Origin of the sequence: Parafrankia sp. EAN1pec, from assembly GCF_000018005.1 — a bacterium.
Taxonomy (GTDB): Bacteria; Actinomycetota; Actinomycetes; order Frankiales; family Frankiaceae; genus Parafrankia; species Parafrankia soli.
Window position 1 is genome coordinate 7523516 of record NC_009921.1, and the last position, 25371, is coordinate 7548886.

Sequence of the window (25371 nt, forward strand, 5' to 3'; positions counted from 1 at the left end):
TCCGCCAGCTCGTGGTCGGCCGCCGCCGGCACGGTCCGCCCGGGACGGCGCTCCCGCGGCGGGGCCGAACCACGAGCGAGCCGGTGCCGGCCCCCAACGACGCTGACCGGCACCGGTTCCCGATGACGCCGCCCGACAACGGTTCCTGACGGCGGTTCCTGACAACGCCGCCCGGCACCCGCCGGCCCGCGCGACCGGGCGGGCCACACGTGGCCGCGCACCGCCCGCGCCCACGCGATCTCCGCCGTCTCCTCGGCTGCCTCTGCGCCCCCGTCTCCTCCGCGCGTTCCACTCCCTCTGCGCCCGCGGGCTCCTTCGTCTCCCCCAGGCCGGGATGTCGCGGCCGAGCGTCTGCTCCCCCGCATACACGTCGATCGCCCCCGCCGGCCGCCGGGACCGGCTCCGCCGGGCGCCCCCGTACTGGTATCGGCGCCCCGAGGCCGCGCCGGGACTATTCCGCGTCCCGGGACCGGGCCCGGTGCCGGTGCCCGCCGAGACGTACCGCGTGACCGGGGTCTTCAGTCCGGTGGCGGCATCCGACGGCCCGCCCGCGTCCCGGTACCGGATGGCACGGTGAGCCGCCCGCCCGATGACCCGGCACGTTCGGGCGCGGCGCATTTCCGCCCACCGGGTTACGGTCGTGGCTCCGACCTGCTTCGCCGGGCCTGACTGGCCGGGCAACGGCTTTCACGGGTGCGTGCGCGAGCAGTCGGACGTCCGCCGCCTCGACGGGCGTTTGTGCCCTTGACGATGACCTAAGGCGGGCCCAAAGGTCCAGTTCGATGTGAGACCGCGGTAGCCGGCGGGTACGTGAAAATCGCATCTCGCTTCGGTAAACGGGCTGGTGGCGACATAGTTGACCGGAAAAAGATCTCGGCCAGCCGGTTAAGTAGCTCTCATCGAAGAATTTTTCCAAGAACTAGATAAGGCTCCTCCTTAGACTTAGGGGAGCGGTACGGCATCGCGACTCCACCACCCACCAGGCGAACGTAGATCAACACCGGAAGGGTGAATATGAGCATTCCGCGGCGTCAGGCGATCAAGATCGGTGCCTATCTGCTGAAGCAGAAAATCGCACGTCGAGACAAGTTCCCGATCACGCTCGAGCTGGAACCGCTGTTCGCGTGCAACCTCTCCTGCGAGGGCTGCGGCAAGATCCAGCACCCCGCGGACGTCCTCAAGCAGCGCATGCCGGTCGAGCAGGCGCTCGCCGCCGTCGACGAGTGCGGCGCGCCCGTCGTGTGTCTGGCGGGTGGCGAGCCGCTGATGCACCCACAGATCGAGCAGATCGTGGAAGGCCTGGTCAAGCGCAAGAAGTTCATCTACCTCTGCACGAACGCGGTACTGCTCCCACGCAAGATCGACAAGCTGAAGCCCTCGCCGTACCTGTCGCTCGCGGTGCACATCGACGGGCTCGAGGACCGCCACGACGAGTCCGTGGCGAAGAAGGGCGTCTTCGCCCAGGCCGTCGACGCGATCAAGGACGCGCAGGACCGCGGATTCCGGGTGACGACGAACACCACGTTCTTCAACACCGACACCCCGCAAACCGTCATCGAGGTGCTGGACTTCCTGAACAACGACCTCAATGTCGACGGCATGATGCTCTCGCCGGCCTATGCCTACGAGAAGGCCCCTGAGCAGGACAAGTTCCTGGGCGTCAAGGAGACTCAGGAGCTTTTCCGCAAGGCGTTCGCCGACGGTCGGCGCAAGCGCTGGCGCATCCAGCACTCGCCGCTGTTCCTCGACTTCCTTGAGGGCAAGGTCGACTTCCCCTGCACCGCGTGGGGAATTCCGTCGTACTCCCTCTACGGCTGGCAGAAGCCGTGCTATCTGATGGGTGACGGATACGCCTCGAGCTACCAGGAGCTTCTCGACACCACCGACTGGGAGTCGTACGGCCGTGGCCGCGACCCCCGCTGCGAGAACTGCATGGCCCACTGCGGCTACGAGCCGACGGCCATCGCCGCCACGCTGACCTCGCTGCGGGAGTCCATCCGCGCGACGCGCTGAGACACTCGGCGAGCGGATGCGGAAGATGATCTCGGTGACGGCGGTCGTCGCCCTCCGGCCAGAGGGCGACGACCGCCGCACCGAGGTCCTCCACGCTGCTCCGGCTCGCCGGTTCCAGCGGCCGTCACGCCACCTTCGGAAACTGTTTCTTGAGGCGGTCGATCAGGGTCACGGTGGCCTCCTCCGAACGAGCCATCGCTCCCCACCCCTCGATGAACAGGCCGTCGTAGCTGAGGCCGACCCAGCGGCCGGTGAGCCGGTCACCGTGCGGGTGCAGCGAGAGGAACAGCGTGCCCTTCGACCGCACCGGGCCGTCGACCGCCACGTACCACCCCATGACGATCTCGTTGTCGAAGACGCGCAGCTCGCCCGACCACAGGTAGCCGCCCTCCTCCAGGGCCAGCCCGCGCGAGACCGCCCCGATGCGGAGGACCTCGCCGGCCTGCTCCACGCTGACCTCCTGCGAGGAGCGGACCTCCTTGCCGTCCCGGAAGGTCTGCCAGGACGTCCACCACCGCCCCGACAGGTCGATCCGGCTCGGTGCCGGGGGCCCGGCCGCTCCGGACCGGGGCGCGGGAACGGCCGACGCGCCCGACGATGCCGGTGCGTCGGACAGTGCTGGCACGGCCGGCAGGGCCGCGGCCGCCGCCGGCCCGACCGCGACGGCGCCGCCCCCGACGATGAGCTGTCGGCGATCCGTGATGTCCACCTCCTCCGGGACTCCCCGCCAGATGACGCCCGCCTGACCGCCCTTGTCCTCCAGCCACGCGTGACGGCGCAGCTCGACGAGCGCGCCGCCGGCGTTCAGCTCCGCGTCGATCGCGGCCACGAGCGACTGCGACGGCACGCCCAGCAGGCCGCGCTCGGCCTTCGAGAGGTAACTCGGTTGGTAACGCACCCGGTTGGCCAGCTGGGCCTGGCTGAGCCCGGCGGCCTTCCTGCGCTGGACGATTGCGCCCAACAACTTGGCGAGACAGGGTTGTATGTGCTTCACATCGTCTACCCGGGGTCCTCGGTTCTGGTTCGTCGCCGACCGATTCCAGCTGGTCTGACTGTTGTCACACCCACGCGGGCGAGGCGCCGGCCACCAGGGCCGCCACAATTCGTCCGCTGATCTCCCGTGCCGATCGTGCCATACCGGACCGGCCCGTTGACCGTGCCGCATTCGACGCGCCGGTGGCTCTGTGTCCCTTCCTCCGCATGCCTGCAGTATGACGCCACTCACACCCTCGCCTGATCGCCCGTCATGGTGGACCGTTGGTCGAAGGGAGAGGAGACGCCATCCAGCAGGAACACCGCCCGGACCGGAGCGATACATGACAAAGGGGCGCCGACTCGTCGAGGCCGACCTGGTCGAGGCCGACAGAGTGGCATTAGATTCATTCAAAGAAGTTAAATTCATTTTCCGCAGAGCGAGGCCGGCGTGACGACGCCGAGCCCCCTGCACCCCCCGTCCGAGGAGAGCTGGCGGCGCGCCGAGCACGCCGTGCGCGGGAAGTGGGCGGCACCCGGCGCCTACGCCGTCGTGCTCGTCGACGACGCCGGGTCCCCGACCTCCGTCGTCGGGACGTTCCCCGGCCCGATGTCAGCCGAGATGTACGGGCGGATCGTCGGCGCCGACTTCCGCGTCGTACGGGTGGACCCGACCGATCCGGAGATCTGACCGCGCGGGCCGCCGGCCCGCGAACACGAACGCCGGCTGGAATCGCGAACCCGCGGTTCCACGGGCCCGAAATGCTGATGCCCGAAGCCGGTTCGGGCTTCGGGCATCAGCATTTCGGGAACCAGGGATCAGTACGGTCCGCCAGCGACCAGAAGCGGCGTCGACCGCCGACGGGTACGGATCAGACGGGGCGACGGATCAGCGGAAGGCCGGCAGAACCTCGCGCTCGAACAGGCGCAGGCTGTCCCACGCCGACTCGGGCGGCATTCCCCCGCACAGCGGGTGGAGCTGGGTGAACGCGAATGACGCGGCCTTCTGCTCGGCCACGAGCTGCTCGGGCGTCAGCACCCGGTACTGCCCGGTCGTGCGCAGATGGTCGGCATCGGCAGCCGTGCGGTACGGAGAGGCCGCGTTGTTCTGGGCCTGCCAGACGCCGTAGGCGTTCGTCTCGTGGAGGAAGAACGGCGACATTCGCTTCCAGCCCTCGTCGGCGTCCTCCGCGAGCGCGATGACCTGGTTAGGGCCGATCGGGCTCGGTCCGGGATCGGGCCGGCCGAGCTTCTGGACCTCGTCGCGGTAGAACTCCCAGACCTCCGGCACCGAGGGGACGAAGCCGTCGGCGATGCGTGCCGCGCGACGGGCGGCCGGCGCGCTGCTGCCACCGAGCGAGATCTGCGGGCCGCCGGGGCGGAAGGGACCGGGGGTGAGGTGGACCGTCCGGCCGCGGTATTCGAACGGCTCGCCGGAGAACGCGGCCTTGAGGGTCGTCACGGTCTCGGTCACCCGACGCCCGCGTTCGGACATCGGGATGTCGAACATGGCGAACTCCTCGCGGACGTACCCGCCCGCGACGATCAGGTCGACGCGACCCTTGCTGATGTTGTCGAGGAAGATCAGGTCCTCGGCGAGGCGCAGCGGGTCGTGAAACGGTGCGATGAGCGCCGCGATACGGAAACGCACCTTGGTGGTGCGGGCGGCCATCGCCGCGAGCATCGGGATCGGGCTGGGAAGGTAGCCGTCCGGCGAGCCGTGGTGCTCCGAGACCGCGATGGTCACGCAGCCCAGCTGGTCAGCCCACTCGGCCATGTCGAGGGCCGCCGCGTAACGGTCGGCCATGGTCGTACCGGCGAGATCCGGATTACGGAAGTCGAAGCGTAAGGCGAACAGCACGGCCGGAGAGTAACAGGAATCAGATCCGTGCGATCGGCACTCGACGTTCAGCCGTCATGGGCCGACGCCCGAACGTCACCGAACGAAGCGGATGGGTTACCGAACGGCGCGGGCAGGTCATGGTGGATGGGGCCGGACAGCTGCCGTAGCTGGGCGCCCGATCCCCCGTGCCGCGTCGCGATGATCTCCGCGGCGATGGAGATCGCGGTCTCCTCCGGTGTGCGCCCCCCGATGTCCAGGCCGATGGGCGCGTGCAGGCGGGCCAGGTCGGCGTCGGAGAAGCCGAGCTCCCGCAGCCGCCGCGCGCGGTCGGCGTTGGTGCGGCGCGAGCCCATGACGCCGAGGTAGGCCAGCGGCCGGCGCAGCGCGACCTCCAGGAGCGGCACGTCGAACTTCGGATCGTGGGTGAGGACGCAGACGGTCGTGCGCTCGTCCACCGCCGTCGCGGCGAGGTAGCGGTGCGGCCAGTCGACGACCACCTCGTCGGCCTCGGGGAACCGCTTGCTGGTGGCGAACGTCGCCCGTGCGTCGCACACGGTCACCCGGTAGCCGAGGAAGGCGCCCACCCTGGCCAGCGCGGCGGCGAAGTCGATGGCACCGAAGACGATCAGCCGCGGCCGCGGCGCGTAGGAGGCGACAAAGACGGCACTGTCGTCACCGCGCCGCTCGCCGTCCGGGCCGTAGCGGACGATGCCCGTCCGGCCCTGCTCCAGCATCCCGCGCGCGTCGTCGCGGACGGCCGTGTCGAACCGCGCGCTGCCGAGGGTGCCCTCGACGGAGCCCGGCCGGACGACTAGGCGGGACCCGACGGGGCTGGTGCCCACCCCGCTGACCAGCGTCGCGACCGCGACCGGCCGGCCGTCCCGGACGTCGGCGAGGATCCCGCCGAGCTCGGGGAACGTCCGCCGGCTCACCGCCTCGACGAAGACGTCGATGATGCCCCCGCAGGTGAGGCCCACCGCGAACGCGTCGTCGTCACTGACCCCGTAGCGCTGCAGGACGGGGACGGACGTCGCGCGGCACTGCTCGGCCAGGTCGTACACGGCCCCCTCGACGCAGCCGCCCGAGACACTGCCCACGACCGAGCCGTCCGGGGTGACAGCCATCGCCGCACCCGGCTGGCGCGGGGCCGACTTCCAGGTGCCGACGACCGTCGCCAGGCCGACGGTCTCCCCCGTCTGCCACCAGCTCTCGAGGTCGGGGAGCACGTCACGCATCGGAGATCACCTCGGCAAGTCCTCGCAGTGCCTGGAACGTATGCCCGGCCAACAGGTCGTCCACGTGGGGAAGCGCCGCGGACATGCCGGCGGCGGTCGGCGTGAACCCGTCCCGGCCGGTGTGCGGGTTCACCCAGAGGACCCGGTGCGCGAGCCGGGCCAGCCGGGCCATCTGCTCGGCGAGCAGGGTGACGTCGCCGCGCTCCCACCCGTCGGACACGATCACCACGACCGCCTGGCGGGCGGTGCCCCGCTGCCCCCACAGGTCGAGGAAGGCGCGCAGCGACTCGCCGAGGCGGGTGCCGCCGCTCCAGTCGGGAATCGCCTCGCCGGCCGCCCTCAGGGCCTCCCCCGCGTCCCGCAGCCGCAGCGGACGGGTGAGTCGCGTCAGCCTGGTCCCGCAGGTGAACACCTCGGTGGCGAACGGGGCGACCCGGACGGCGGCGTGCGCGAAGCGCAGCATCACGTCGGCGTAGGGGCTCATGGAACCGCTGACGTCGACGAGGAACACCAGCCGCCGGGGCCGTACCCGCGGGCGCGCGCGGACGAGCTCACCGGGCTCGCCGCCGTCGCGCAGCATGGCGCGCACGGTGCGGCGCGGGTCGAGCCCGCGGTTCCCGCCGGGCCGGCGCCGGCGGCTGGGACGGGACCCGACCCGGGGGGCGAGCAGGCCGACGAGCCGGTCGATCTCGGCCCGCTCCGCCGGGCTGAGGTCCGCGACGTCGCGGCGACGCAGCAGCTCGACGTCGCTCGCGCCGACGGGGAGCAGGTCGGCCGGGCTGTCGTCACCGTCGTCGCGCGCGGTGCCGGTGCCGCTGGACGGCCAGACCCGCACCGCCCGCGACGACGGCGCGACGGCCCCGGCGGCGGCCTGCCCGGGCAGCCCGTCGAGGCGCCCGCGGAACCACTCGTCGAACAGCGCGTCGTAGCGCGGCAGGTCGTCCGGTTCGGCGCACAGCGCCAGGCGACCGGCCCAGTACACGTCGGCGGCGCTGGTGGGATCGAGGTGGGTGAGTGCCTGCACCGCCGTCGCGACCCGGCTCGCGTCCGCCGCCGCGCCGGCGCCGCGCAGCGCGCGGGCGAACCCGGTCAGGGCGACCAGCGGGTCCGGTTCGGCGAGCGGACCCGCGGCGGACGGCCGCGCGTTCACGTCAGCCCGCCGACGATCTCGCCCAGCTCCCGCTCTGCGCGGACGATGTCCTCCCGGTACTTCAGCACCGCGCCCAGCGTCATCCGCGCCGCCTCCCCGTCGAGGCGGGAGCGGCCGAGGGTGTGCAGGGCCAGCGCCCAGTCGATCGTCTCGGCGATGCCGGGCGGCTTGAGCAGGCCCGCCTCCCGCAGCCGCGCGGTGGCCCGGGCGACGTCCGCGACGAGCTGGCGCGCCGCGCCCGGCACCCGCCGCCGGACGATCTCCACCTCCCGGGCGAAGTCCGGATGGTCCAGCCACAGGTAGAGGCAGCGGCGCTTCAGCGCGTCGTGCACCTCGCGGGTCCGGTTCGAGGTGATCACCGTCAGTGGCGGGACGTCCGCCCGGATCGTGCCGATCTCCGGGACCGTCACCGAGCCCTCGGCGAGCACCTCGAGCAGGAACGCCTCGAACTCGTCGTCGGCGCGGTCGATCTCGTCGACGAGCAGGACGGCGGGGCTCTGTTCGAGTGCCTGCAGCACCGGGCGGGCGATCAGGAAGCGGCGGTCGTACAGCGAGGCCTCGATCTCGCCCGGGTCCGCGCTGCCGGCGGCGGCACGCAGGTGGAGGACCTGGCGCGGGAAGTCCCAGTCGTAGAGCGCCTGGCTCACGTCGATGCCCTCGTAGCACTGCAGGCGGATCAGGCGGGCCTGGCAGATCGTGGCCAGTGCGTGCGCCAGCGCGGTCTTGCCGACGCCGGGGTCGCCCTCCACGAACAGCGGCCGGCCCATCCGCAGGGCGAGGAACGCGGCGGTGGCGACGCCCTCGTCCGGCACGTACCCGGCCGCGTCGAGCGCACCGGCCACCGCCGCCGGGTCGGCGAAGTCACGTAACGGCATGACGGCGAGTATGACCACCGCCCCGGCCCGGTTCCCGCCACGCGGGCGGGACCAGACTGACCGACGGGATCAGACTGGCCGGCATGACCGGACACGCACCGGCCCGGATCGTCGCGGCCGTGCTCGCGGCGGGCGGCGGCAGCCGGATGGGCGCGCCGAAGGCCGAGCTCGTCGTGGGCGGGGCGCGGCTGGTGGACCGCGCGGTGGCCGCCGCGCGGGACGCCGGCTGCCACTGGATCATCACGGTGGTCCGGGACGGCACGGCCGTTCCAGGCGCGGACGTCGTGGTGAACCCTGACCCCGGCCGCGGGCAGCGCAGCTCGCTCACACTCGCGCTGGACCGCGCCCGCGGCCCGGCGCCCACTGCCGATGCGGCGCCCACTGCCGATCTGGCACCGCCTGTCGGTCCCGCGGCCGGTCCGTTTGTGGACCCGGGTGCGGCCGCGGGCGCCGGTGCGGCGGGGGTGGACGCGGTCGCGGTGCTACTGGTCGACACCCCCGGGATCGGCGCGGACGCGGTGCGCGCCGTCCTGGCGTCCTGGCGGCCTGGCCGGGTCGCCGTCGGCCGCTACGGCGGCCGGCGCGGACATCCGATCGTCATGGCGCCGCGGCTGTGGCGTGAGGCGATCGCGCTCGCCGGTGCCGACGAGGGCGCGCGCCGCTTCCTCGCCGCGCACCCGGATCTGGTCGACGAGGTGCCGGTCCCGGGTGATCCCGCCGACCTCGACACCCCGGAGGATGTACGGCGCTGGCCCGGTTCCCGCTCGCCCGCGGCTGGCAGCGCGGCGGACACGTCCCTGCTGAGCGGACGCCCAGCACCGTCGGGCCCGGACGGCTAGAGTCGTGCGCCGGCGGCATGTGTGACGTACGCGGCATCTGTGACGTACGCGGTATGCCGGCCGGCCGGCGCACGAACGGAGCAGGTGCTCATGCTCGAGACCACCGCGGCGCGTTATGCGGGCACCCGGGTCCAGCGGGTGGAGGACGGGCGCCTGCTCACCGGGCACGGCACGACCGAGGACGTCGGCCCGATGATCAACCCGAACGTCGTCGAGGGACAGATCGCCGGCGGAACCGTGCAGGGCATCGGCGGCGCCCTGCTGGAGACCCCCGCGCCCGGCCCGGGAGGCTACAAGGGGGTCGGCGAGGGCGGCGCGATCGGCTCGGCCCCGGCGGTCGTCAACGCCGTAACGGAGGTGCGTGGCCCGGAGCCCGTCCCGGTGAACCTGCTCGGGACGATCGCCGTGCCCGTGGCGAAGCGGGTGGCGCCGGTCGCAGCGGTGCTCGTTGTCGCCCTGTGGGTGATCCGGCGCGGAGGACGGGCCCAGCGCTCCCGCTGAGCGGGCCCGCGTCCGGGCAGGCCCGGCGCCCCCCGTGCGGGCGCCGTCCACTGCCCGGCTCCACCCGTCCAGGCAGCCCCGCCCGTCCAGGCGGCGCTAGCCGTCCGCGCTGCTCACGCTGGTGCCCGCGGCGCGGCGCACCGCCTCGAGGATTCCCTGGTAGCCGGTACAGCGGCAGTATCCCCGACAGGCCCTCGCGGATCTCCTCGTCCGACGGGCTCGGGATGTCGCGCAGCAGCGCGGTGATGGAAATGACGAAACCCGGGGTGCAGAAGCCGCACTGCAGCCCATGGCACTCCCGCAGCGCCGCCTGGACGGGTGAGAGCTCACCGTCCACCGCGATGCCCTCGGCGGTCGTCACCTCCGCCCCGTCCGCCTGCACCGCGAACATCAGGCAGGCGCGGACGGCGAGCCCGTCCACCAGAACGGTGCAGGCGCCGCACACGCCGTGCTCGCACCCGAGATGGGTGCCCGTCAGCCCGCACCGCTCGCGCAGGAAGTCGGCGAGGGCGAGACGGGGCTCTGCGGTGTGCCGAACCTGCCGGCCGTTCACCGTCAGCTGGACCGGTCGCTCACCCATCGAGTGCCTCCGCAGTGGCCGACTCCCAGGCCCGGGCCACCATCGCGGCCGCACGCCTGGGCACCGAGCCGAGCCCGAGCAGCCCGATCGCGCAGCGGCGGGCCGTACTCGAACAACGCCCGGCCGTCCGGCCCCCAGGACATCTCGAAGACCCCCGGCCGCGACTTGCAAACCCTTCACCCGCAATGCCGGGTGGAACACACCACGTTCGAGACCCTCGACGAACAGCCTTCGCGCAGCCCGGAACGCCGCCCGCTGCTCGGGACGGAGCCGCCGATAGTCCACCAAGAAGCGGGCGACGGTCTCGTAGGTGGGCACATGGTCACCCATGGACCCCATGGCGACAGGTTGGCGGGTGGTCTGTGTTCCGAGGGTGGCATATCTCCGAGGCGTCAGCTTGCCCGCGTGTTGACGCCAGGGTCGGTGGTGAGGGCGTCGAGAAGCGCGTCGAAGGCACCCTCGCTGGCGCAGAGCACCGACCGGCCGGCGTCCAGGTCGACAACCGCCTCGTCGAGCGCGCGGGCCGTCCCGGCGTCCGGCTCGTCGGGCCAGAAAGCGGCGGAGACGGTCGCTGCGGCGATCCCTCGCTCCGCGCGGCGTGGGCACCCGGTGGGCACCAGCGGTAGCGCGGGCACCGGGGTTGAGAGGCCGATTGGCCTTGTGCCTGCTCACAGGGCCGCCAGAGAGGGACGACCCCGTGAGGGAAGAGCGGAGGCTCGGGGATTTGAACCCCGGAGGGGGTATAAGCCCCCAACCGCATTAGCAGTGCGGCGCCATAGACCGGACTAGGCGAAGCCTCCTGAGTGTGCGTCCCAAGCATAGCGTCCCGCGCGGCGAACCAGACCCCGCCCCTCCCTGCGTTTGACGGGACATGTCGCTCGCTGGGCGCGAGCGGGGCACGAGCCGGGCGACCGAGGCCGTCTGGCGGGCCAGCCCCGGTCGTCCCCGCGGGGGGGGTTAGCCGGGCTCCCCTATGTCGAGCGCGGCCATGACGGCGGTCGCCACCTCGGCCCGCCGCGCGCTACCCAGAAGTCGCGGGGCAGCGAGGCCGGTCACGGAGGCGGCGGACGCCGCGGCCACAGACCCGACAGACGCAGAGGTGGCCGACGTGGAGATGGTGGCCGAAGAACTGGCCGTGCTGGCCGTGGAGGCAGCTGTGACCGGGGCCGACGAGTCCTCGACGTAGAAGGCGTCGACGACGTCCAGGCCGAGGGTCGCGACGATCGCGGTGCGGACGTCCAGGCCGGCCTCGGCCAGCGCGCCGGTGATCCGGTGCAGCACCCCGGCACGGTCGGGGGCGCGCACCTCGATGACCGTCGTCGAGCCGGAGTCGTCGAAAATCACCTGAGGTGCCCCCGGCGTGTTCCACCGACGGGTGGTGGCGTAGTCCTGTTCCCGGCCGGTCAGGCGGGCGGTGACGTCGAGGGTGCCCGCCAGGGCCGCGCGCAGGTCGTCGCGCAGCCGCTTCGGGTCCGGGCGGTGCCCGTGCGCGGACGCGACGGCGGCCTGTAGCAGCGAGCGGCCGCCGGCGCCCCGCGCGGAGGCGCGGCGGACGTCCAGCCGGTTGAGCGCGAGGACGCCGGCGGTGGTCGCGAGCAGGCCCACCCGGTCGGCGGTGACGACCACGATCTCGAACATGCCCTCGTCGGGGAGCGGGTTGACCTGCACGGTGAGGTCGTCGGGCAGCGCGAGCAGGGCGGTCTGCCGTTCGGTGAGCGCCGGCGGGCACGGCGGTGCCTTGCCGTCGAGCACGGCGGTGGCCCGGTCGACGAGGTCGGTGACGAGCCGGGCCTTCCAGGCGTTCCACGCGGTCGGGCCGGTGGCCTTCGCGTCGGCTTCGGTAAGCCGGTGCAGCAGGGTGAGTACGCGCACGCTGCCGGCTGCGGCCGCCACCGACTCGATGGTGGCGACGTCGTCGATGTCCCGCCGGGTCGCCGCCTCGGTCAGCAGCAGGTGATGGCGGACCATCGCGACCAGCACCTCGGTGTCCTCGGGCGGCAGGCCCAGCCGGGGCGCCAACGTCTGGACGATGACGATGCCGGCGTCAGTGTGGTCTCCCGGGTATCCCTTGCCGATGTCGTGCAGCAACGCGCCGAGCAGCAGCAGGTCGGGCCGGTCGACGTCCCTGGTGTGGGCGGCGGCGCGGGCGGCGGCCTCGATCAGGTGCCGGTCGACGGTGTAGCGGTGGTAGGGGTTGCGCTGCGGCTTGCTGCGCACGGCCGCCCACTCGGGGATCAGCCGCACGAGCAGCCCGACCTGGTCGAGGGACTCCAGCACCCGCACCGCGGCGTCCCCGGTCGCCAGCAGGCTGACCAGGTCGTCCCGGGCGGCCTCGGGCCACGGCTCGGGCATCGCCGGCGCCTCGCGGCCGAGCCGGTCGATGGCGTAGCGCCCGAACGGGACGCCGGCGCGTGCCGCGGCCGCGGCCGCCCGGAGCACCAGCCCGGGGTCGGTGGCGGGTTCGGCGTCGCGGGCCAGCTGGATCTCCCCGTCCTGTTCGACGACGCCCTCGTCGAGGGGACGTCGGACCGGCCGGCGCAGCCGGGAACGGATCTTCGAGCGTTGCGCGGCGGCCACCCGGTACCAGGTCGTGTCCCACGTCCAGGAGATCGTGCGGCCGGCGTCCGAGATGGCCCGGGACAGCGCGACGGAGTCGGGGTAGCCCAGTGCCGCGGCCACCGCCGTGCCGTCCTGCAGGAGCAGGCGGTCCTGCGCGCGGCCGTGACTGAGCCGGCGCACCTCACCGCGGGCGTCGAGCAGCACCTGGTAGGCGGCCTGGACGCGCTCCGGCGGCGCCTCGGCGACCCAGGCCGCGGCGAGGGCGTGCAGCGCGTGGACGTCCCGCATGCCGCCCCGGGCCTCCTTGAGGTCGGGCTCGAGCAGGAAGGCGAGCTCGCCCATCCGGCGCGCGCGCTCCGCGACCGCCTCGGCGAGCTCGGGCAGGCGGCGCGGTGCGCGTTCCCGCCACCGGGTCCGGACCCGTTCCAGCAGCGTGCCCGCGAGGCCGCCGTCGCCGCGGATCACGCGGGCGTCGAGCAGGCCGAGCGCCGCCTTGAGGTCGGAGTCGGCGACGGAGACGGCTTCGTCCACGGTGCGGACGCTGTGGTCCAGGCCGACTCCGGCGTCCCACAGCGGGTACCAGATCGCGTCGGCGACGGCGGAGATGTCGCCTCGGCGGCCGTCGTGGACGAGCACAAGGTCCAGGTCGCTGCCGAAGGCGGGCTCGCTTCGCCCGTAGCCACCGACCGCGAGCAGCGCGACTCCGGGCCCTGGTTCCCCGAACAGCTCCCCGAGGGCCGCGTCGGCGCGCTCGACCAGCGCCTCCCGCAACGCGGGCCCGGTCACACCGGGAAAAGCGTCCACCCGGCCCCGCAGGGCCTGGAGCCTGTCGTTCACCCGCCACCCCCGTCGTATTGGGTCCTATCCCCCGCACCCGCAGTCTGTCGCGGTTTCTCGCGCGATGTTCACGGTTCCACGGCAAGATGTTCGCCGCGGCGTCACAGTGCCGAAAAGAAAGGGGGCGCGCCGTAACAGGCGCGCCCCCGGATGTTCTTCCCAGGCTTACAGGGCGTCGGAGCCCCGCTCACCCGTCCGTACACGGACGACAGCGTCGACCGGGACAACCCACACTTTTCCGTCGCCGATCTTGCCGGTCTGCGCGGACGTCGTGATCGCGGTGACGAGCTCGTCGACGGCCTCGTCGTCCACCACCACCTCGATCTTGATCTTGGGGACGAAGTCGACCTTGTACTCGGCCCCGCGGTAGACCTCGGTGTGGCCCTTCTGCCGCCCGTAGCCCTGCACCTCGGAGATCGTCAGCCCGTGGACGCCGATGCCCTCGAGGGCGGTCTTGACGTCGTCCACCTTGAACGGCTTGATGACTGCCGTCACGAGCTTCATGCCTTGGCCTCCTCAGGCACCTTGGTCGTGGTGACGGCGGAGGTGAACCCGCTGCCGCCGATGGACGTCAGCCGGTAGGCCGTCTCACCGTGCAGCGCCTCGTCGAGGCCGATCTCCTCATCCTCGTCCGAGACCTTCAGCCCGATCGTGTACTTGAGCGCGAGGGCGATCAGGGCGGTCACGACCGCCGAGTAGCCCAGCGTCGCGCCGATGGCCAGCGCCTGCTCACCCACGACGCTCCACGGACCGCCGTAGAACACACCGTCCTTGCCGGCCTCATTGGTGTCGAGGGTGGCGAAGAAGCCGGTCAGCAGCGCACCGAGGACACCGCCGACCAGGTGGACGGCGCCGACGTCGAGCGAGTCGTCGATGCCGACCTTGCCCTTGATGGACGTTGCCAGCGCGCAGATCGCACCCGCCAGCAGGCCGATGGCGATCGAGCCCATCGGCGAGACGAACCCACAGGCCGGGGTGATCGCGACCAGACCCGCGACGGCACCCGACGCGGCGCCGAGCGTGGTGGCCTTGCCGTCCCGCAGCCGCTCGATCGCGATCCAGCCGAGGATGGCCGTGGCCGCACCGATCTGCGTGTTGAGCAGCGCGATCGCGGCGACCTTGTTCGCACCCAGCGCCGAGCCGGCGTTGAACCCGAACCAGCCCACCCACAGGATGCCGGTGCCCAGCAGCACAAACGGCACGTTGTGCGGGCGGAAGTCGCCGGTCGGCCAGCCGCGCCGCTTGCCGAGGAACAGCGCCAGCACGATCGCGGCGATACCGGCGTTCGCGTGGACGACGGTGCCGCCCGCGAAGTCGAGCGCGCCGCGCTTGAACAGCCAGCCGCTGCTCGCCCACACCCAGTGCGCGATGGGCGAGTAGACCAGGACCGACCACAGCGTGACGAAGATCGCGAAGGAGCTGAACTTCATCCGGTCCGCGGTGGAACCGGTGATCAGGGCGGGCGTGATGACCGCGAACATCATCTGGAAGGCGACGAAGGCGACGTACGGGATCGCCCCGTCACTCGCAGTGAGATCCTGGAGAGCGAAGAAGTCGAAACCGCCCCAGAATCCGTTCCCCTCACCGAAGGCGATACTGAAACCGACGACCGACCACACCAGTGTGATCATCCCCATGCAGAAGAAGTTCTGCATGAGCATGCCGAGCACATTCTTCGCACGGACCATTCCGCCGTAGAAGAAGGCCAGGCCGGGCGTCATGAAGAGCACAAGTGCGGCGCTGACGAGCACCCACGCGGTATCGCCCGAGCTCAATTCGTCCATGTCTCTCCTGTCATTCCCCCCGCGCGCACCGCGCGGACTGCGCTACCCCGGTCCCCGGCCACGCTGCGCTCGTCCCGGTCCTTCGGCCGAAGAGTCGATAAGATCTGTTCCGATCTAGTGTCTTTCCTGTTTCTGACATGTGAAATCGATTAATTGGGCGACCCATGCTCCCCGAGACTGGACTCAGCGTGGGTGTTCAGGGACTCTCCGTGTCGTTCGGCGTGCTTCCGTGACTGTACAACTGCATACAGTTACGGTTCGACGTCGTGACCAGTGTTCCGACGGAGGGCTGCCATAGCGCCGGTAGCCCGTCCCACGAGGCCTGCACTATCCCCCGATCGGGTGTATCTCCGCCCGTTTCGTCCCCGTACGGGGACCCGCCAGGTAACGCCAATGTAAGTACGCCAGCACTCGAAACAGACAAAGGTTCCCACCGGTCGGCAACGCGCCGGACCATTGACGGACGGGGCATGCGCCCGGTCCTCATCACCCTGCTCGGCGTTCTCGCCGCCGGGCCATCGCTGACCGGCGCGGGCGGTGGCATCGGGGCGGGCATGGCCCGCGCGGAGCCGAACGCGCCCACCCGCGGCGGCGACACCCGCAGCGACACCCCCGACGACACCCACGGCGGCTCCGGCGGAGGGCCACAGGCCGGCCACGCCGAGGACCTCGGAAGCATCGCCGCCCAGATCACCTCGACCCGGGCCCACCTCGACGACCTCAGCCACAAGATGTCCGTAGCCGCCGAGCAGTACAACGCCGAACGCATCCGTCTCGCCGAGGCGGAGCGCGCCGCGGCCACGGCCGCCCAGCAGCTGCGAACGGCGGACGTCGCCGTCCGGCGCGCTTCCGACCGGCACCGCGGCCTGGCGACGTCGGCCTACCGCTCCGGCGGGCTGGAACAGCTCTCCATCCTGCTCACCGGCGATCCCCGCGCCGCGCTCGACCGCGCCGGCGCCGTCGACGCGCTGTCCCGGCGGCAGCGGGCCGCCGAATCCGACCTGCGGCTGGCCCGCCACGACCAGACCGAGGCGAAGCAGGCCGCCGACGAGACCCGCGCCGGCCGGCAACGGCTCGTCGACTCACTGGCCGAGCGCCGACGCGGGCTGGAGAAGTCAGCCGGCGAGCAGGGCAGGCTGCTGGACGGCCTGATCGCCCGGCAGGCGGAGCTGGAGCGCCAGGCCCGGGAACGCGAGGCCGCCGCGCTGCGGGCCCGTAAGGCCGCCGAGGCCGCGGCCGCCGCCGAGACGGCCCGCCAGGCCGCCCTGGAACGCGACCGGCTCACCCGGGAGGCCGGTCTCGTCACGACGGCCGGCAACGCCTTCGCCGCGGCACCCGCCCGGCCGGCCGCGCCACCCCCGACCGGCGGCAGCGGCGGCGCGGCCCGCGCCGTCCAGGAGGCGCGCGCCCAGCTCGGCAAGCCGTACGTCTGGGGTGCCGAGGGCCCGGACAGCTTCGACTGCTCCGGACTCACCCAGTGGGTCTGGGGAAAGGCCGGCGTCGGCATCCCGCACTACACAGGCGACCAGTGGACGGCCGGCCGGCGGGTCACCCGCGACAAGCTGATCCCCGGCGACCTGGTCTTCTTCGGCGCTGACCTCTACCACGTCGGCATCTACATCGGGAACGGCCAGATGATCCACGCGCCGCGTACCGGCGAGGTCGTACGGATCGAGAACGTGTGGTGGTCGTCGTTCCAGGGCGGTGTCCGCCCGGGCGCCTGACGCGCCAGGACGCGGTGCCCGACGACGCTCCGGCCCCACCCCCGGCCCCCGGCTTGTGCGTGACCCGTGTGGCTCTCCCCCAATCGATGGAGCGAGCTGTGCGGGTCGCGCACGAGGCGGGGTTGGCCGGTGGGCGGGTAGCTGCCCCGCCCACCGGGTGGCGCTCGGACAGACGAAGGGCCGGGCGCCTACGCCCGGCCCGACAGTCAGGTCCACATCCGTACAGATGCTTACGTGCTGTGTGGCTCTGTACAGGTGCTGCGTGCTCTGTGTGCCGTGTGTGCTGTCGTTTCCCGGATCAGTGATTGACGTAGACGAGCGCCGCTGTGCTGCGGTCGATCTCGGCCTCGCTGTCGCCGTCCGGCTTGGCGATGTACACCCTGTCGCCGCGCGCGTTCAGGTAGAGCTGTGCCCCGGGCACGATCGCGGCGTCCCGCAGGACGCGCATCGCCTCCTCGTCGGTCTGGAGGCGCTCCGAGATCCAGGCCACCGTCACCGACTTGGTCCCGGTGTTGCTTCGCTCAGCCGATGTGAGCAGGCTCACCGGTGCCACACCAGGCGGCTGCGCCGTCTCGAGCTGCGCCGGGATCTCGTTCCCGAACGGGCACCGCTTCGGGTCACCGAGCAGGACTGTCAGCCGGGCCTCGACCTCGTCCGAGATCACATGCTCCCAGCGGCAGGCCTCGTTGTGGACCAGCGCCCAGTCCAGGCCAATGACCTTGGTGAGGAGCAACTCGGCCAGGCGGTGCTTCCGCATGACCGCCGTCGCTCTGACCAGGCCCTTCTCCGTGAACTGCACGGTCCGGTCGTCGGCGAGCGCGACGAGGCCCTCGTTCGCGAGGCGCGCGGTCGACTCACTCGCGGCCGGCGCGCTCACGTGAAGGCGCTCGACCAGGCGCGCGCGCAGCGGGGTGATGCCCTCCTCCCGTAGTTCATACAGGGTCCGGAGGTACATCTCGGTACTGTCGATCAGTCCAGTCACCGGTCTCCTTCGTCCGCAACCAGAGTACGCCGCAACGCCTGGCAGGAGGAGCCGCATTCCTCTGCGTCCTGATGGCGGAGTGTGGTATGTCCGTGCCCGTTCCGTCACCGTGTCGCCGGCCAGACTGGCTCCCACTCAGAGTATCGATGCAAGTACAACTTGTCGCGGCTACCGCTCACTCGACGAACTGCGTGGCGCGAGCCCGCGACGTTGCCCGCCGAGGCCAGGGTGAACGTCCGCACCAGCCGCGCCGCGGGCGGCTCACGGCCGGCCCGCGGTCGGGGACACCAGTCCGGCGGCTCGGCTGCGGCGAGTACCTACACTCGAGGGTATGAGCACGACTCAGATCGCGCCGGAGACCTCTGACACCCGCTCGGACGAGGGGGATGATCTCTCTCACTACGCGCGCAGGGAGGAGATCGTCCGTGCCTCCATCGAAGGCGGCCGCGTGACGGCGCTGTGCGGGTACAAGTTCGAGCCGGTGCGCGACCCCAAGCGTTTCCCGGTCTGCCCCCGCTGCAAGGAGCTCGTGGAGATGGCCGAGCAGCTCGGCTGAGCACCCGCGCCCCGTACCGGCCGTCGGGATCCGCGCGCCGGCCGTCCGGGTCCGCGCGTGTGCGCGGGCCCGGGGGGAGTCGCCTTCCCACACCGGTGTCTGGATGCGTAGGCTTGCGAGGCGTTGAGTGATCCCGCCCGGTCGATCATGGAGCCACCGCCAGGCATCCGACCGGCCAGGTGCGGGGTCGCCCTGCAGCGCCCCTGTAGCTCAGTGGATAGAGCGACCGCCTCCTAAGCGGTAGGCCGCAGGTCCGATTCCTGCCAGGGGCACAAACCCATGCTGACCTGCGATAACCCGACTAAAAACGATCTTGTCGGGTTGTGCACAGCGTTCGCACACGTGCCGCTTTTCGAATAATCCGTGTACCCCGCAAATCTATGTTCTGGTGTTTTGCCCGCGAATGTCCTCGCCGTGATCCGACCCGGGCGGAGCATGGCGGGGGCTGGTACCACGCCGTGCACTTCGACCTCCACGGCCTGTTCGCCACGCAGGACAAGCTGAAGGCCGCCCACGAAGCGGGCCAGTTCTTCCTGCGGCGGCGCTCTGAGGAGTTCGACGGCGAGCAGGGTTTCCTATTCTTCGAAACCGCCCAGGACGGCGAAGCCGAACCCGTCCCCGCCGGCGAGGTCGCGGGGCTGCTGGCGGAGCACCGGGTGCCGGTCGCGGTGCTCTCGGCGTGCCAGTCGGCGATGCAGAACGGAGACGAAGCGAGCCTGGCGTTCCGGCTCGTGCAGGCTGGGGTGCCGCTGACGGTCGGGATGGCCTATTCGGTGACCGTGTCCGCGGCGGCGCAGGCAATCCCCGCGTTGTACCGGCGGCTGACGGAGAAGGCCGATCCGGTCGCCGCGGTCCACGCGGCGCGGCGGCGGTTGTTCGACGAGCCGGCGCGGCACGCCTACTTCAACGAGGAACTGGACCTGGAAGACTGGATGCTGCCGGTCCTCTACCGGCAGCGCCCCGTCGATCTCCGACTACGGGAGATGACCGAGCCCGAAGCCCAACACTTCTACACCCGGCAGGTCACCGTCGCGGACGAGCCGGCGACCGAGTACGGGTTCGTCGGCCGAGACCTCGACGTCCAAACCGTCGAACGCCGCCTCCTGCTCGACGACAGCCACAACCAGCTGTTGGTGCGGGGGATGGCGGGAGCGGGGAAGTCGACGCTGCTGACCCACCTGGGCTGGTGGTGGCAACGCACCGGCCTCGTCGACCAGGCGAAACTCGACGCCCTGTCAGACGACGCCCAGCTGGAACGGGTCGCAGGCCTGCTGCGGGCGCGGCGGCACCTGCTCGTGGTCGACAACGCCGAATCGATCATCGCAAGCCCGGCATCCATCCCCCACGCCCTGCCCGCGGCCGAGCAGCAGCGGCTACGGACCCTCCTCGGCCGGCTCCGCGGCGGTCGGACACTGGTCCTGATCGGCTCGCGGGAAGCAGAGGAGTGGCTGGCCGCGGGCACGTTCACTGACAGCGTCTACGAGCCACCCGGACTGGACCCCCAGGCCGCCCGCGACCTCGTCGACCGTATCCTCACCCGCCACGGCGCCACCCACTACAAAGACGATTCCGATGTCGCCGAGGTTGACCAGCGTCGTTCAGGGCCTGCTGCCGCGCCGCTTCGGGAAAGGGGCGGGCGGCGCCGGCCTGCGCCGGTGTCAGGTCAAGCCGGGGCGTCGGCGTCCTGCATCGAGGTCGCGAACTCCTCGGGGCCCTTCTGCGCCGCCGCCGGATCCATCCACATGACCTGCCAGCCGTGGCCGTCGAGGTCGAAGAAGCTGCGTGAGCACATGAAGCCATAGTCCTCCAGGCCATCCGCCTCGACGCCGCCCGCGGCCAGCGCGGCCTGCGCGACCGCGTCGACCTCCTCGCGGGACGACACGCTGAAGCAGTAGAGCGCCAGCGTGTGCGTGGCGGGATCGGCCATCGGCAGCTTCGCGAACTCCGCGAACTTCTTGTGGCTGAGCAGCATGACGCTGGCCTGTTCGCCGACCAGCATGCAGGCGGCGGTCTCGTCGGTGAAGCTCGGGTTGAAGTTGAAACCGAGCTTCGCGAAGAACGCCTTGCTGCGCTGGAGGTCCGCTACGGGGATGTTCACGAACAGCATGCGGCCGGGGTGCGCGGGGATGGTCACGGCGGGTCTCCAGGTCGGTAGTGGGACGGGTACGTCCTGGTAGACCGGGCGGGCCGGCGGAACTCATCGGTGGAGCTCGCCAGCGTCCGCGCGCCAGATCACCGGGCGACCTCACCATCTCCACCGCGCCCATGCACGAGACGTCAGGCGAGCCATCACCGGCTCGCCAGGCTGTTGCGCTCTGCGCGGATCTGCCGCCGGCAGACCGCCAAAGCCCGCCTGATACGAGCCACGCCACCCGAGGACTGGCCAACCATCGCGGCCATTGGCCATCTAATGGCCAACCATCACAGCGAGTGGCCACTCCACTCCGCCGGCCAGGTCAGCCGATGTGTGCGGGAGGCGCGTCCTCGATGTGGTGTTGCCTGGCAGTGTTGATGGCGGTGGCGGTGACGATCAGACCGGCGAGGAACATCGCGGCGGCGGCGGCGAAAGCCATGGAGTAGCCGTGGGTCAGTGCGTCCTGTGCTCTCGCGATCAGGATGACGTCGTTCGTGGCCAGGCCTTGGTAGAGGGCTCCGGCGGCTTCGGGAAGCTTGTTGTCGGCCGTGGAGGTGGCGATGGTTGACAGGACCGCGAGGCCGAGGGCTCCGCCGATCTGCTGGGCGGTGTTCAGGAGTGCTGAGGCGATCCCGGAGTCCTCGTGTGCAACGTCGCTGACTGCGCCGAGTGTCATGGGGACGAAGCTCAGGCCGAGGCCGAGGCCGGTGAGGAACATCGCCGGCATCAGGTGTCCGGCGTACGGGGAGTCCGGATCGAGGGCGGCGAACCAGAGCATGCCCGCGGCCGCCGCGAGCAGGCCCGGTCCGGCGATCACGCGTGGGGCGACGTGGGTGACCAGTTTGGAGCTGACACCGGCGGCGATGGCGATGCCGAAGCTGAAGGGCAGGTAGGCGAAGCCGGTCCGGACGGGGCTGTAGCCGAGGATGAGCTGCATGTACAGCGTCAGGAAGTAGAAGGTCGCGAACATGCCGGCACCGATGAGCAGCATCGTGGCGTAGGAACCAGACCGGTTGCGGTCCTGGAACAGCCGTAGCGGCATCATCGGGTGGGCGGTCCGGGCCTGGATGAGAAGGAACGCCACCAATAGCACGGCCGCCACGGCGAAGGCGGTCAGGGTGGCGCTGTCGCTCCAGCCGTGCTCGCCGCCGTGGGTGATGCCGTAGACCAGTGCGATCAGGCCGCCCGTTCCCGTGACAGCGCCGGGGACGTCCACGCGGCCCGGGTCGCGTTCGGCCTCGACGAGGCTCCGGGTTCCGACGAGGACGACCAGGCCGATGGGAACGTTGATGAAGAAGACCCATCGCCAGCTCAGGACGTCGGTGAGTGTGCCGCCCAACAGCAGACCGACTGTGGCGCCGACGCCTCCCATCGCGGCGTACACACCCATAGCCGTATTGCGGGGCTTGCCGGGTGGAAATGTCGTAGTGATCAGGGCCAGCGCGTTGGGGGCAGCGAGCGCGGCGCCGATGCCTTGCAGGACGCGGGCGCTGATCAACAGGGCCTCGTTGGGGGCCAGTCCTCCCAGCAGTGAGGCCAGCGTAAAGATCGCGATGCCGGTCTGAAACATCCGTCGCCGGCCGAAGAGATCGCCGGTGCGTCCGCCGAGCAGTAGCAGCCCACCGAAGGCCAGCGCGTAGGAGTTGACGATCCAGGCCAGGTTCGCGTCGGACACGTCGAGATCGGTCTGGATGCTGGGTAGAGCGATGTTGGTGATCGTGGCGTCGAGGACCACCACCAGCTGTGCTGCGGCGATCACGAACAGAGCCAGGCCGAGGTGATGGCTCGTGGGCGGGGCCGCGGAGGTGCCCGGTCGCACGGGGGCGGCGGTCGCGCTGTCAGCAGACATACAGGTACTCCAGAAGGTGCGCTGGCAAAATTGCCCCGGCCATAAAACAGGTGCAGGGGTAGACTTCTTGTTCTAGATCGGCGGCTTCCGGCGAGGTGAAGAAGGTGCCGTGCGATCCGAGGTCCGGGTTCGAGAAGCCGTCCGGTCGGGTGCGGGTCGAGAGTGAACCCTAGCAGCGAAAATGAATCACCCGAGGTGAGGCGCTCTACATCTTCCATGTGATGGTTGTCGCGCTTGACGAGCCATCCGGACCCGTGGGCAGCGGATATCGGCTAAGTTCGGGGTGCCGCTTGCTTTTTCGGACCGGGTATGAGCACGGCGAAGCACCGACCGACAGTGCGCACGCTTGTCAGGGAAATGCAAGTCGCCACCCTTGAGAATCCTGCGCGCGGCGTTGGCTCACAGACGCTGCTTATCGGCCGTGTTCACCTAACCTGCTCACGCCGTCTAAGGCTCGACCGGTCAGGGCCGCCTTACATACCCTGGCTCCCCAGAACGCGGCACCCCGGTGCCGTCTGCCCCGTCGACGCGGACTTCCTTCACGCGCAGGTTGTCCCGGAGGACGGCCAGGCCGATCACACCCTGGGGCAGGTTGTCGCGGTGGTCCATGGACTTGCCGTAGCGGCGGAACCCCGACCGGTGACTCACCATCACCATCGAGGATGCCCACGTCCTCGCAGACCCATTCGGCCGCGGGCAGCTTCGCACGGTTAGCGACCAGCGCGGCAGGGGCCGCGCCGTCACATTCATTCCAGGCACAGACCCAGACTAATTTCCGTCGCCCTATAGGTCAGTCTTACTTCGACGCGATGCCCTCGTAGGCGAAGCTGAAGAGCTCCGGCCCGCCCATCCGGTACGTCTGGACGGTGTCGAGCGTGAACCCGGCGTTTTCGATCAACTTATCGACAGGCCGGTTGAGGTGGCAGCCACCGAACACCTTTCCCCACAGGGGCGTGAGGCGCTCTTGCCGCCGGGCGACACGGTGGTTGGGTGAACGGCCATGCTCGACGAAGTGCACCGTGCCGCCGGGTCGCAACACCCGGCGCGCCTCACGCAGCGCCCGGTCGACGTCCGGGATGGTGCACAGGGTCCACGTGACCAGCACGTGGTCCACCGATCCGTCCGGGACGGGTAGCCGCTGGCTGTCGTCGCCGACGAACTCGACCGGGATGGGGGCGGCGGCGATGCGGCGGGCCGCCAGCCTGCGGCCGACGGCCGCGGGTTCCACAGCCAGGAGCCGGGTGACTTCAGGTGGAAGGTGGGGCAGGTTACGCCCGGAACCGAACCCGATCTCCAGGACCTCGCCGGACAGGCCGGTGGTGACGCGGGCCCGGGTGGGCTCCATCGGCCTCCCGAGGGCAAGGTCGATGAACCGGGGCAGCATCTGGTCGTCGTAGAAGCCCATCACTTCTCCCTGGTTCTCTTTGATATCGACGCAGGTCAGCTCCACGGCGGTCGGAATAACCTGTCCGGCTCTGTTGTGTCAGGCCGGGTCGCATTCCATGCACCCGTAGAGCGCCTCCACGACGGCCCCGGTTCCGTCCGCGCGGACGCCGGCCAGCTCATGTCCGATGACCCGTTCCAGCCCGAACCGCATGTACATCAGGTCCGAGCTGCAGATGCTCGCTGCCGCGATCCGGATGACCTCGTCCCCGACTCCCGGTGGCTCGTCGAGGTCGACGACGGTGATCTCTCCCGCCTTGCCTGCGTACGGCCTTCATGCGCGTCGGCGGGCGGCGGGCAGGAGGGCCGGGTGCTGGGTGAAGTGGTCGATCCCGGGCATGTCGGTGCCGGGGGGCACGATCTTGTCGATCGCGTCGAGGACGTCCTCGTCGAGGTCGACGTCCGCCGCGTTCAGCGCGTCCTCGAGGTGCTTCATGGTGCGCGGCCCGATGATCGTCGAGGTGATGGCGGGGTGGTTGGCGACGAAGGCCATGGCCAGCTCGGTCAGGGTGATGCCCGCCTGGTCGGCGACGCCGCGCAGGGCGTCGACGGCGTCGAACCGGGCGGGCGAGGAGCGGTCCTCGGCCGAGCTGACGGTTCCCTGCATGAACGGGCTGTCCGGGTCGTAGCGTGAGCCGGTCGGCGGTTCCTGGCCGCGCTGGTACTTGCCGGTCAGCCAGCCGCCGGCGAGTGGGCTCCAGGGGATGACCGCCATCCGATGCCGCTGGCAGGCGGGCAGGACCGCCTGCTCCACCGACCGGGCGAAGACCGAGTACTGCGGCTGCTCGCAGACGAACCGTTCACCGCCGCGCCGGGCCGCCGTCCACTGGGCCTCGACGATCCAGTCCGCCGGGAACGACGACGAGCCCAGGTAGAGGACCTTGCCCTGCCGCACGAGGTCGGTCAGGGCACCGAGGGTCTCCTCCAGATCGGTGTTCCAGTCGAGCTTGTGTATCTGGTACAGGTCGATGCGATCGGTGCCCAGCCGGCGCAGGCTGCCCTCGACAGCCTGCATGATCCATCGACGTGAGGAACCCCGCTGAAGCTGGCCGCCCATGGGGAAGAAGCACTTGGTCGCGAGGACCACGTCATCCCGGCGTGACCCCACCGCCCGACCGACGATCTGCTCACTCTCGCCGCGGGAGTACACGTCGGCGGTGTCGATGAAGTTGATCCCACCGTCCAGCGCGCGGCTGACGACCCGCACGCTGTCGTCGGGATCGACGTTACCCAGCCGGCCGAAGTTCATCGTGCCCAGGCACTGGCTGCTCACCTCGACGCCGGTCGTTCCGAACCTGCGATATTTCATGAGTCTCCTTCAACCCTGGCGACGGCCGGCTGCGCCGCCCCCTGCTTGCTCCACATGTAGTCGGCCTTGCCGTGCTCGACAGCCCACTTCGCCGCCTCGTCGAAGTCGATGATGGCGAGGTACTCCTTGAGTAGCAGCAAGGTTGGCCTCCCAGCCCAGGCCGCCGCGGAGGAGATGAACCCGGTT

General features: G+C 70.9%; 21 protein-coding genes, 2 tRNA genes and 4 pseudogenes. 8 read left to right on the forward strand and 19 right to left on the reverse strand.

Annotated features, from left to right (window positions below; all coding sequences use genetic code 11):
* Nucleotides 1-1014 precede the first annotated feature (1014 nt).
* Nucleotides 1015-2013 carry an adenosyl-hopene transferase HpnH gene (gene hpnH, locus FRANEAN1_RS30725; protein ID WP_020463614.1) on the forward strand — a complete coding sequence of 333 codons (999 nt, stop codon included), beginning with the start codon at nucleotides 1015-1017 and terminating at the stop codon, nucleotides 2011-2013.
* A gap of 124 nt (nucleotides 2014-2137) precedes the next feature.
* On the opposite strand, the gene FRANEAN1_RS30730 is transcribed toward hpnH, so the two are convergent.
* The gene (locus FRANEAN1_RS30730) at nucleotides 2138-2974 is read right to left on the reverse strand and encodes a helix-turn-helix transcriptional regulator (protein WP_157472847.1); all 837 of its coding nucleotides are present in this window, start codon (nucleotides 2972-2974) and stop codon (nucleotides 2138-2140) included.
* Between the two features lie 462 nt (nucleotides 2975-3436).
* On the opposite strand from FRANEAN1_RS30730, the gene FRANEAN1_RS30735 reads away from it, so the two are divergent.
* Nucleotides 3437-3676, forward strand: coding sequence for a hypothetical protein (locus FRANEAN1_RS30735; protein ID WP_020463616.1), 240 nt, complete (start codon nucleotides 3437-3439; stop codon nucleotides 3674-3676).
* A gap of 198 nt (nucleotides 3677-3874) precedes the next feature.
* On the opposite strand, the gene FRANEAN1_RS30740 is transcribed toward FRANEAN1_RS30735, so the two are convergent.
* Genes FRANEAN1_RS30740 through FRANEAN1_RS30755 form a run of 4 tightly spaced genes read right to left on the reverse strand, consistent with a single transcriptional unit; the run spans nucleotide 3875 to nucleotide 8088 of the window.
* Nucleotides 3875-4846 carry an LLM class flavin-dependent oxidoreductase gene (locus tag FRANEAN1_RS30740; protein WP_020463617.1) on the reverse strand — a complete coding sequence of 324 codons (972 nt, stop codon included), beginning with the start codon at nucleotides 4844-4846 and terminating at the stop codon, nucleotides 3875-3877.
* A 47-nt stretch (nucleotides 4847-4893) separates the two neighbouring features.
* On the reverse strand, nucleotides 4894-6063 hold the full coding sequence (locus FRANEAN1_RS30745) for an XdhC/CoxI family protein (RefSeq protein ID WP_020463618.1): 1170 nt from the start codon (nucleotides 6061-6063) through the stop codon (nucleotides 4894-4896).
* Nucleotides 6056-7213 carry a VWA domain-containing protein gene (locus FRANEAN1_RS30750; RefSeq protein ID WP_020463619.1) on the reverse strand — a complete coding sequence of 386 codons (1158 nt, stop codon included), beginning with the start codon at nucleotides 7211-7213 and terminating at the stop codon, nucleotides 6056-6058. The genes FRANEAN1_RS30745 and FRANEAN1_RS30750 overlap by 8 nt, the downstream gene beginning before the upstream one ends.
* Nucleotides 7210-8088 carry a MoxR family ATPase gene (locus FRANEAN1_RS30755; protein WP_020463620.1) on the reverse strand — a complete coding sequence of 293 codons (879 nt, stop codon included), beginning with the start codon at nucleotides 8086-8088 and terminating at the stop codon, nucleotides 7210-7212. Before FRANEAN1_RS30755 ends, FRANEAN1_RS30750 begins: the two co-directional genes overlap by 4 nt.
* Before the next feature lie 83 nt (nucleotides 8089-8171).
* On the opposite strand from FRANEAN1_RS30755, the gene FRANEAN1_RS30760 reads away from it, so the two are divergent.
* A complete protein-coding gene (locus FRANEAN1_RS30760; protein WP_020463621.1) occupies nucleotides 8172-8927 on the forward strand; it encodes an NTP transferase domain-containing protein in 756 nt (251 codons plus the stop codon).
* A 138-nt stretch (nucleotides 8928-9065) separates the two neighbouring features.
* Nucleotides 9066-9284: pseudogene (locus FRANEAN1_RS44220) on the forward strand (molybdopterin cofactor-binding domain-containing protein); the annotation flags it as partial.
* Between the two features lie 240 nt (nucleotides 9285-9524).
* Here the strand turns inward: FRANEAN1_RS44220 and FRANEAN1_RS39795 are convergent.
* The 6 genes and pseudogenes from FRANEAN1_RS39795 to FRANEAN1_RS30790 all read right to left on the reverse strand — a co-directional run bounded on the left by FRANEAN1_RS39795 (nucleotide 9525) and on the right by FRANEAN1_RS30790 (nucleotide 15188).
* A pseudogene (locus FRANEAN1_RS39795) lies at nucleotides 9525-10008 on the reverse strand ((2Fe-2S)-binding protein).
* A gap of 392 nt (nucleotides 10009-10400) precedes the next feature.
* Nucleotides 10401-10643: a hypothetical protein gene (locus tag FRANEAN1_RS30770; protein WP_041254946.1), complete on the reverse strand. Its 243-nt coding sequence runs from the start codon at nucleotides 10641-10643 to the stop codon at nucleotides 10401-10403.
* A 74-nt stretch (nucleotides 10644-10717) separates the two neighbouring features.
* Nucleotides 10718-10808: transfer RNA gene (locus tag FRANEAN1_RS30775), tRNA-Ser, on the reverse strand.
* 157 nt (nucleotides 10809-10965) lie between these two features.
* Nucleotides 10966-13404 (reverse strand): [protein-PII] uridylyltransferase, encoded by a 2439-nt coding sequence (locus tag FRANEAN1_RS30780; protein WP_020463623.1) that lies wholly within the window; start codon nucleotides 13402-13404, stop codon nucleotides 10966-10968.
* 165 nt (nucleotides 13405-13569) lie between these two features.
* Nucleotides 13570-13908, reverse strand: coding sequence for a P-II family nitrogen regulator (locus FRANEAN1_RS30785; protein ID WP_020463624.1), 339 nt, complete (start codon nucleotides 13906-13908; stop codon nucleotides 13570-13572).
* The gene (locus FRANEAN1_RS30790) at nucleotides 13905-15188 is read right to left on the reverse strand and encodes an ammonium transporter (RefSeq protein ID WP_020463625.1); all 1284 of its coding nucleotides are present in this window, start codon (nucleotides 15186-15188) and stop codon (nucleotides 13905-13907) included. Before FRANEAN1_RS30790 ends, FRANEAN1_RS30785 begins: the two co-directional genes overlap by 4 nt.
* Nucleotides 15189-15658: 470 nt before the next feature.
* Between FRANEAN1_RS30790 and FRANEAN1_RS30795 the strand changes: the two genes are divergently transcribed.
* Nucleotides 15659-16912 carry a C40 family peptidase gene (locus tag FRANEAN1_RS30795; protein WP_020463626.1) on the forward strand — a complete coding sequence of 418 codons (1254 nt, stop codon included), beginning with the start codon at nucleotides 15659-15661 and terminating at the stop codon, nucleotides 16910-16912.
* Between the two features lie 298 nt (nucleotides 16913-17210).
* On the opposite strand, the gene FRANEAN1_RS30800 is transcribed toward FRANEAN1_RS30795, so the two are convergent.
* Nucleotides 17211-17894, reverse strand: a complete 684-nt coding sequence (locus FRANEAN1_RS30800; protein WP_041254947.1) for a metal-dependent transcriptional regulator — start codon at nucleotides 17892-17894, stop codon at nucleotides 17211-17213.
* Between the two features lie 331 nt (nucleotides 17895-18225).
* On the opposite strand from FRANEAN1_RS30800, the gene FRANEAN1_RS30805 reads away from it, so the two are divergent.
* The 3 genes and pseudogenes from FRANEAN1_RS30805 to FRANEAN1_RS44225 all read left to right on the forward strand — a co-directional run.
* On the forward strand, nucleotides 18226-18450 hold the full coding sequence (locus FRANEAN1_RS30805) for a DUF3039 domain-containing protein (RefSeq protein WP_020463628.1): 225 nt from the start codon (nucleotides 18226-18228) through the stop codon (nucleotides 18448-18450).
* A gap of 199 nt (nucleotides 18451-18649) precedes the next feature.
* A tRNA-Arg gene (locus FRANEAN1_RS30810) sits at nucleotides 18650-18722 on the forward strand.
* Between the two features lie 108 nt (nucleotides 18723-18830).
* A pseudogene (locus FRANEAN1_RS44225) lies at nucleotides 18831-19334 on the forward strand (CHAT domain-containing protein); the annotation flags it as partial.
* 779 nt (nucleotides 19335-20113) lie between these two features.
* Here FRANEAN1_RS44225 and FRANEAN1_RS39800 read toward each other — a convergent pair.
* From FRANEAN1_RS39800 to FRANEAN1_RS41670, 7 genes and pseudogenes are all read right to left on the reverse strand, one after another.
* Nucleotides 20114-20557, reverse strand: coding sequence for a VOC family protein (locus FRANEAN1_RS39800; RefSeq protein WP_020463629.1), 444 nt, complete (start codon nucleotides 20555-20557; stop codon nucleotides 20114-20116).
* Between the two features lie 349 nt (nucleotides 20558-20906).
* Nucleotides 20907-22433 carry an MFS transporter gene (locus tag FRANEAN1_RS30825; protein WP_020463630.1) on the reverse strand — a complete coding sequence of 509 codons (1527 nt, stop codon included), beginning with the start codon at nucleotides 22431-22433 and terminating at the stop codon, nucleotides 20907-20909.
* A gap of 462 nt (nucleotides 22434-22895) precedes the next feature.
* Nucleotides 22896-23090, reverse strand: a complete 195-nt coding sequence (locus FRANEAN1_RS30830; protein WP_041254950.1) for a hypothetical protein — start codon at nucleotides 23088-23090, stop codon at nucleotides 22896-22898.
* A gap of 139 nt (nucleotides 23091-23229) precedes the next feature.
* Nucleotides 23230-23838 carry a class I SAM-dependent methyltransferase gene (locus FRANEAN1_RS30835; RefSeq protein WP_020463631.1) on the reverse strand — a complete coding sequence of 203 codons (609 nt, stop codon included), beginning with the start codon at nucleotides 23836-23838 and terminating at the stop codon, nucleotides 23230-23232.
* 78 nt (nucleotides 23839-23916) lie between these two features.
* Nucleotides 23917-24030, reverse strand: a complete 114-nt coding sequence (locus FRANEAN1_RS44230) for a hypothetical protein (protein ID WP_347176819.1) — start codon at nucleotides 24028-24030, stop codon at nucleotides 23917-23919.
* Between the two features lie 120 nt (nucleotides 24031-24150).
* Nucleotides 24151-25185, reverse strand: a complete 1035-nt coding sequence (locus FRANEAN1_RS30840; protein ID WP_020463633.1) for an aldo/keto reductase — start codon at nucleotides 25183-25185, stop codon at nucleotides 24151-24153.
* A gap of 41 nt (nucleotides 25186-25226) precedes the next feature.
* Nucleotides 25227-25367 (reverse strand): annotated as a pseudogene (locus FRANEAN1_RS41670) (short-chain dehydrogenase); the annotation flags it as partial.
* Between the last annotated feature and the right edge of the window lie 4 nt (nucleotides 25368-25371).

Excerpts from the sequence above, each read along its gene's own strand:
- hpnH (WP_020463614.1), top strand. The coding sequence starts at position 1,015 with ATGAGCATTCCGCGGCGTCAGGCGATCAAGATCGGTGCCTATCTGCTG.
- FRANEAN1_RS30745 (WP_020463618.1), bottom strand. The coding sequence starts at position 6,063 with ATGCGTGACGTGCTCCCCGACCTCGAGAGCTGGTGGCAGACGGGGGAG.
- FRANEAN1_RS30755 (WP_020463620.1), bottom strand. The coding sequence starts at position 8,088 with ATGCCGTTACGTGACTTCGCCGACCCGGCGGCGGTGGCCGGTGCGCTC.
- FRANEAN1_RS30760 (WP_020463621.1), top strand. The coding sequence starts at position 8,172 with ATGACCGGACACGCACCGGCCCGGATCGTCGCGGCCGTGCTCGCGGCG.
- FRANEAN1_RS30785 (WP_020463624.1), bottom strand. The coding sequence starts at position 13,908 with ATGAAGCTCGTGACGGCAGTCATCAAGCCGTTCAAGGTGGACGACGTC.
- FRANEAN1_RS30790 (WP_020463625.1), bottom strand. The coding sequence starts at position 15,188 with ATGGACGAATTGAGCTCGGGCGATACCGCGTGGGTGCTCGTCAGCGCC.
- FRANEAN1_RS30795 (WP_020463626.1), top strand. The coding sequence starts at position 15,659 with ATGCGCCCGGTCCTCATCACCCTGCTCGGCGTTCTCGCCGCCGGGCCA.
- FRANEAN1_RS30805 (WP_020463628.1), top strand. The coding sequence starts at position 18,226 with ATGAGCACGACTCAGATCGCGCCGGAGACCTCTGACACCCGCTCGGAC.
- FRANEAN1_RS39800 (WP_020463629.1), bottom strand. The coding sequence starts at position 20,557 with ATGCTGTTCGTGAACATCCCCGTAGCGGACCTCCAGCGCAGCAAGGCG.
- FRANEAN1_RS30825 (WP_020463630.1), bottom strand. The coding sequence starts at position 22,433 with ATGTCTGCTGACAGCGCGACCGCCGCCCCCGTGCGACCGGGCACCTCC.
- FRANEAN1_RS30830 (WP_041254950.1), bottom strand. The coding sequence starts at position 23,090 with ATGGTGATGGTGAGTCACCGGTCGGGGTTCCGCCGCTACGGCAAGTCC.
- FRANEAN1_RS30835 (WP_020463631.1), bottom strand. The coding sequence starts at position 23,838 with ATGGGCTTCTACGACGACCAGATGCTGCCCCGGTTCATCGACCTTGCC.
- FRANEAN1_RS44230 (WP_347176819.1), bottom strand. The coding sequence starts at position 24,030 with ATGCGGTTCGGGCTGGAACGGGTCATCGGACATGAGCTGGCCGGCGTC.
- FRANEAN1_RS30840 (WP_020463633.1), bottom strand. The coding sequence starts at position 25,185 with ATGAAATATCGCAGGTTCGGAACGACCGGCGTCGAGGTGAGCAGCCAG.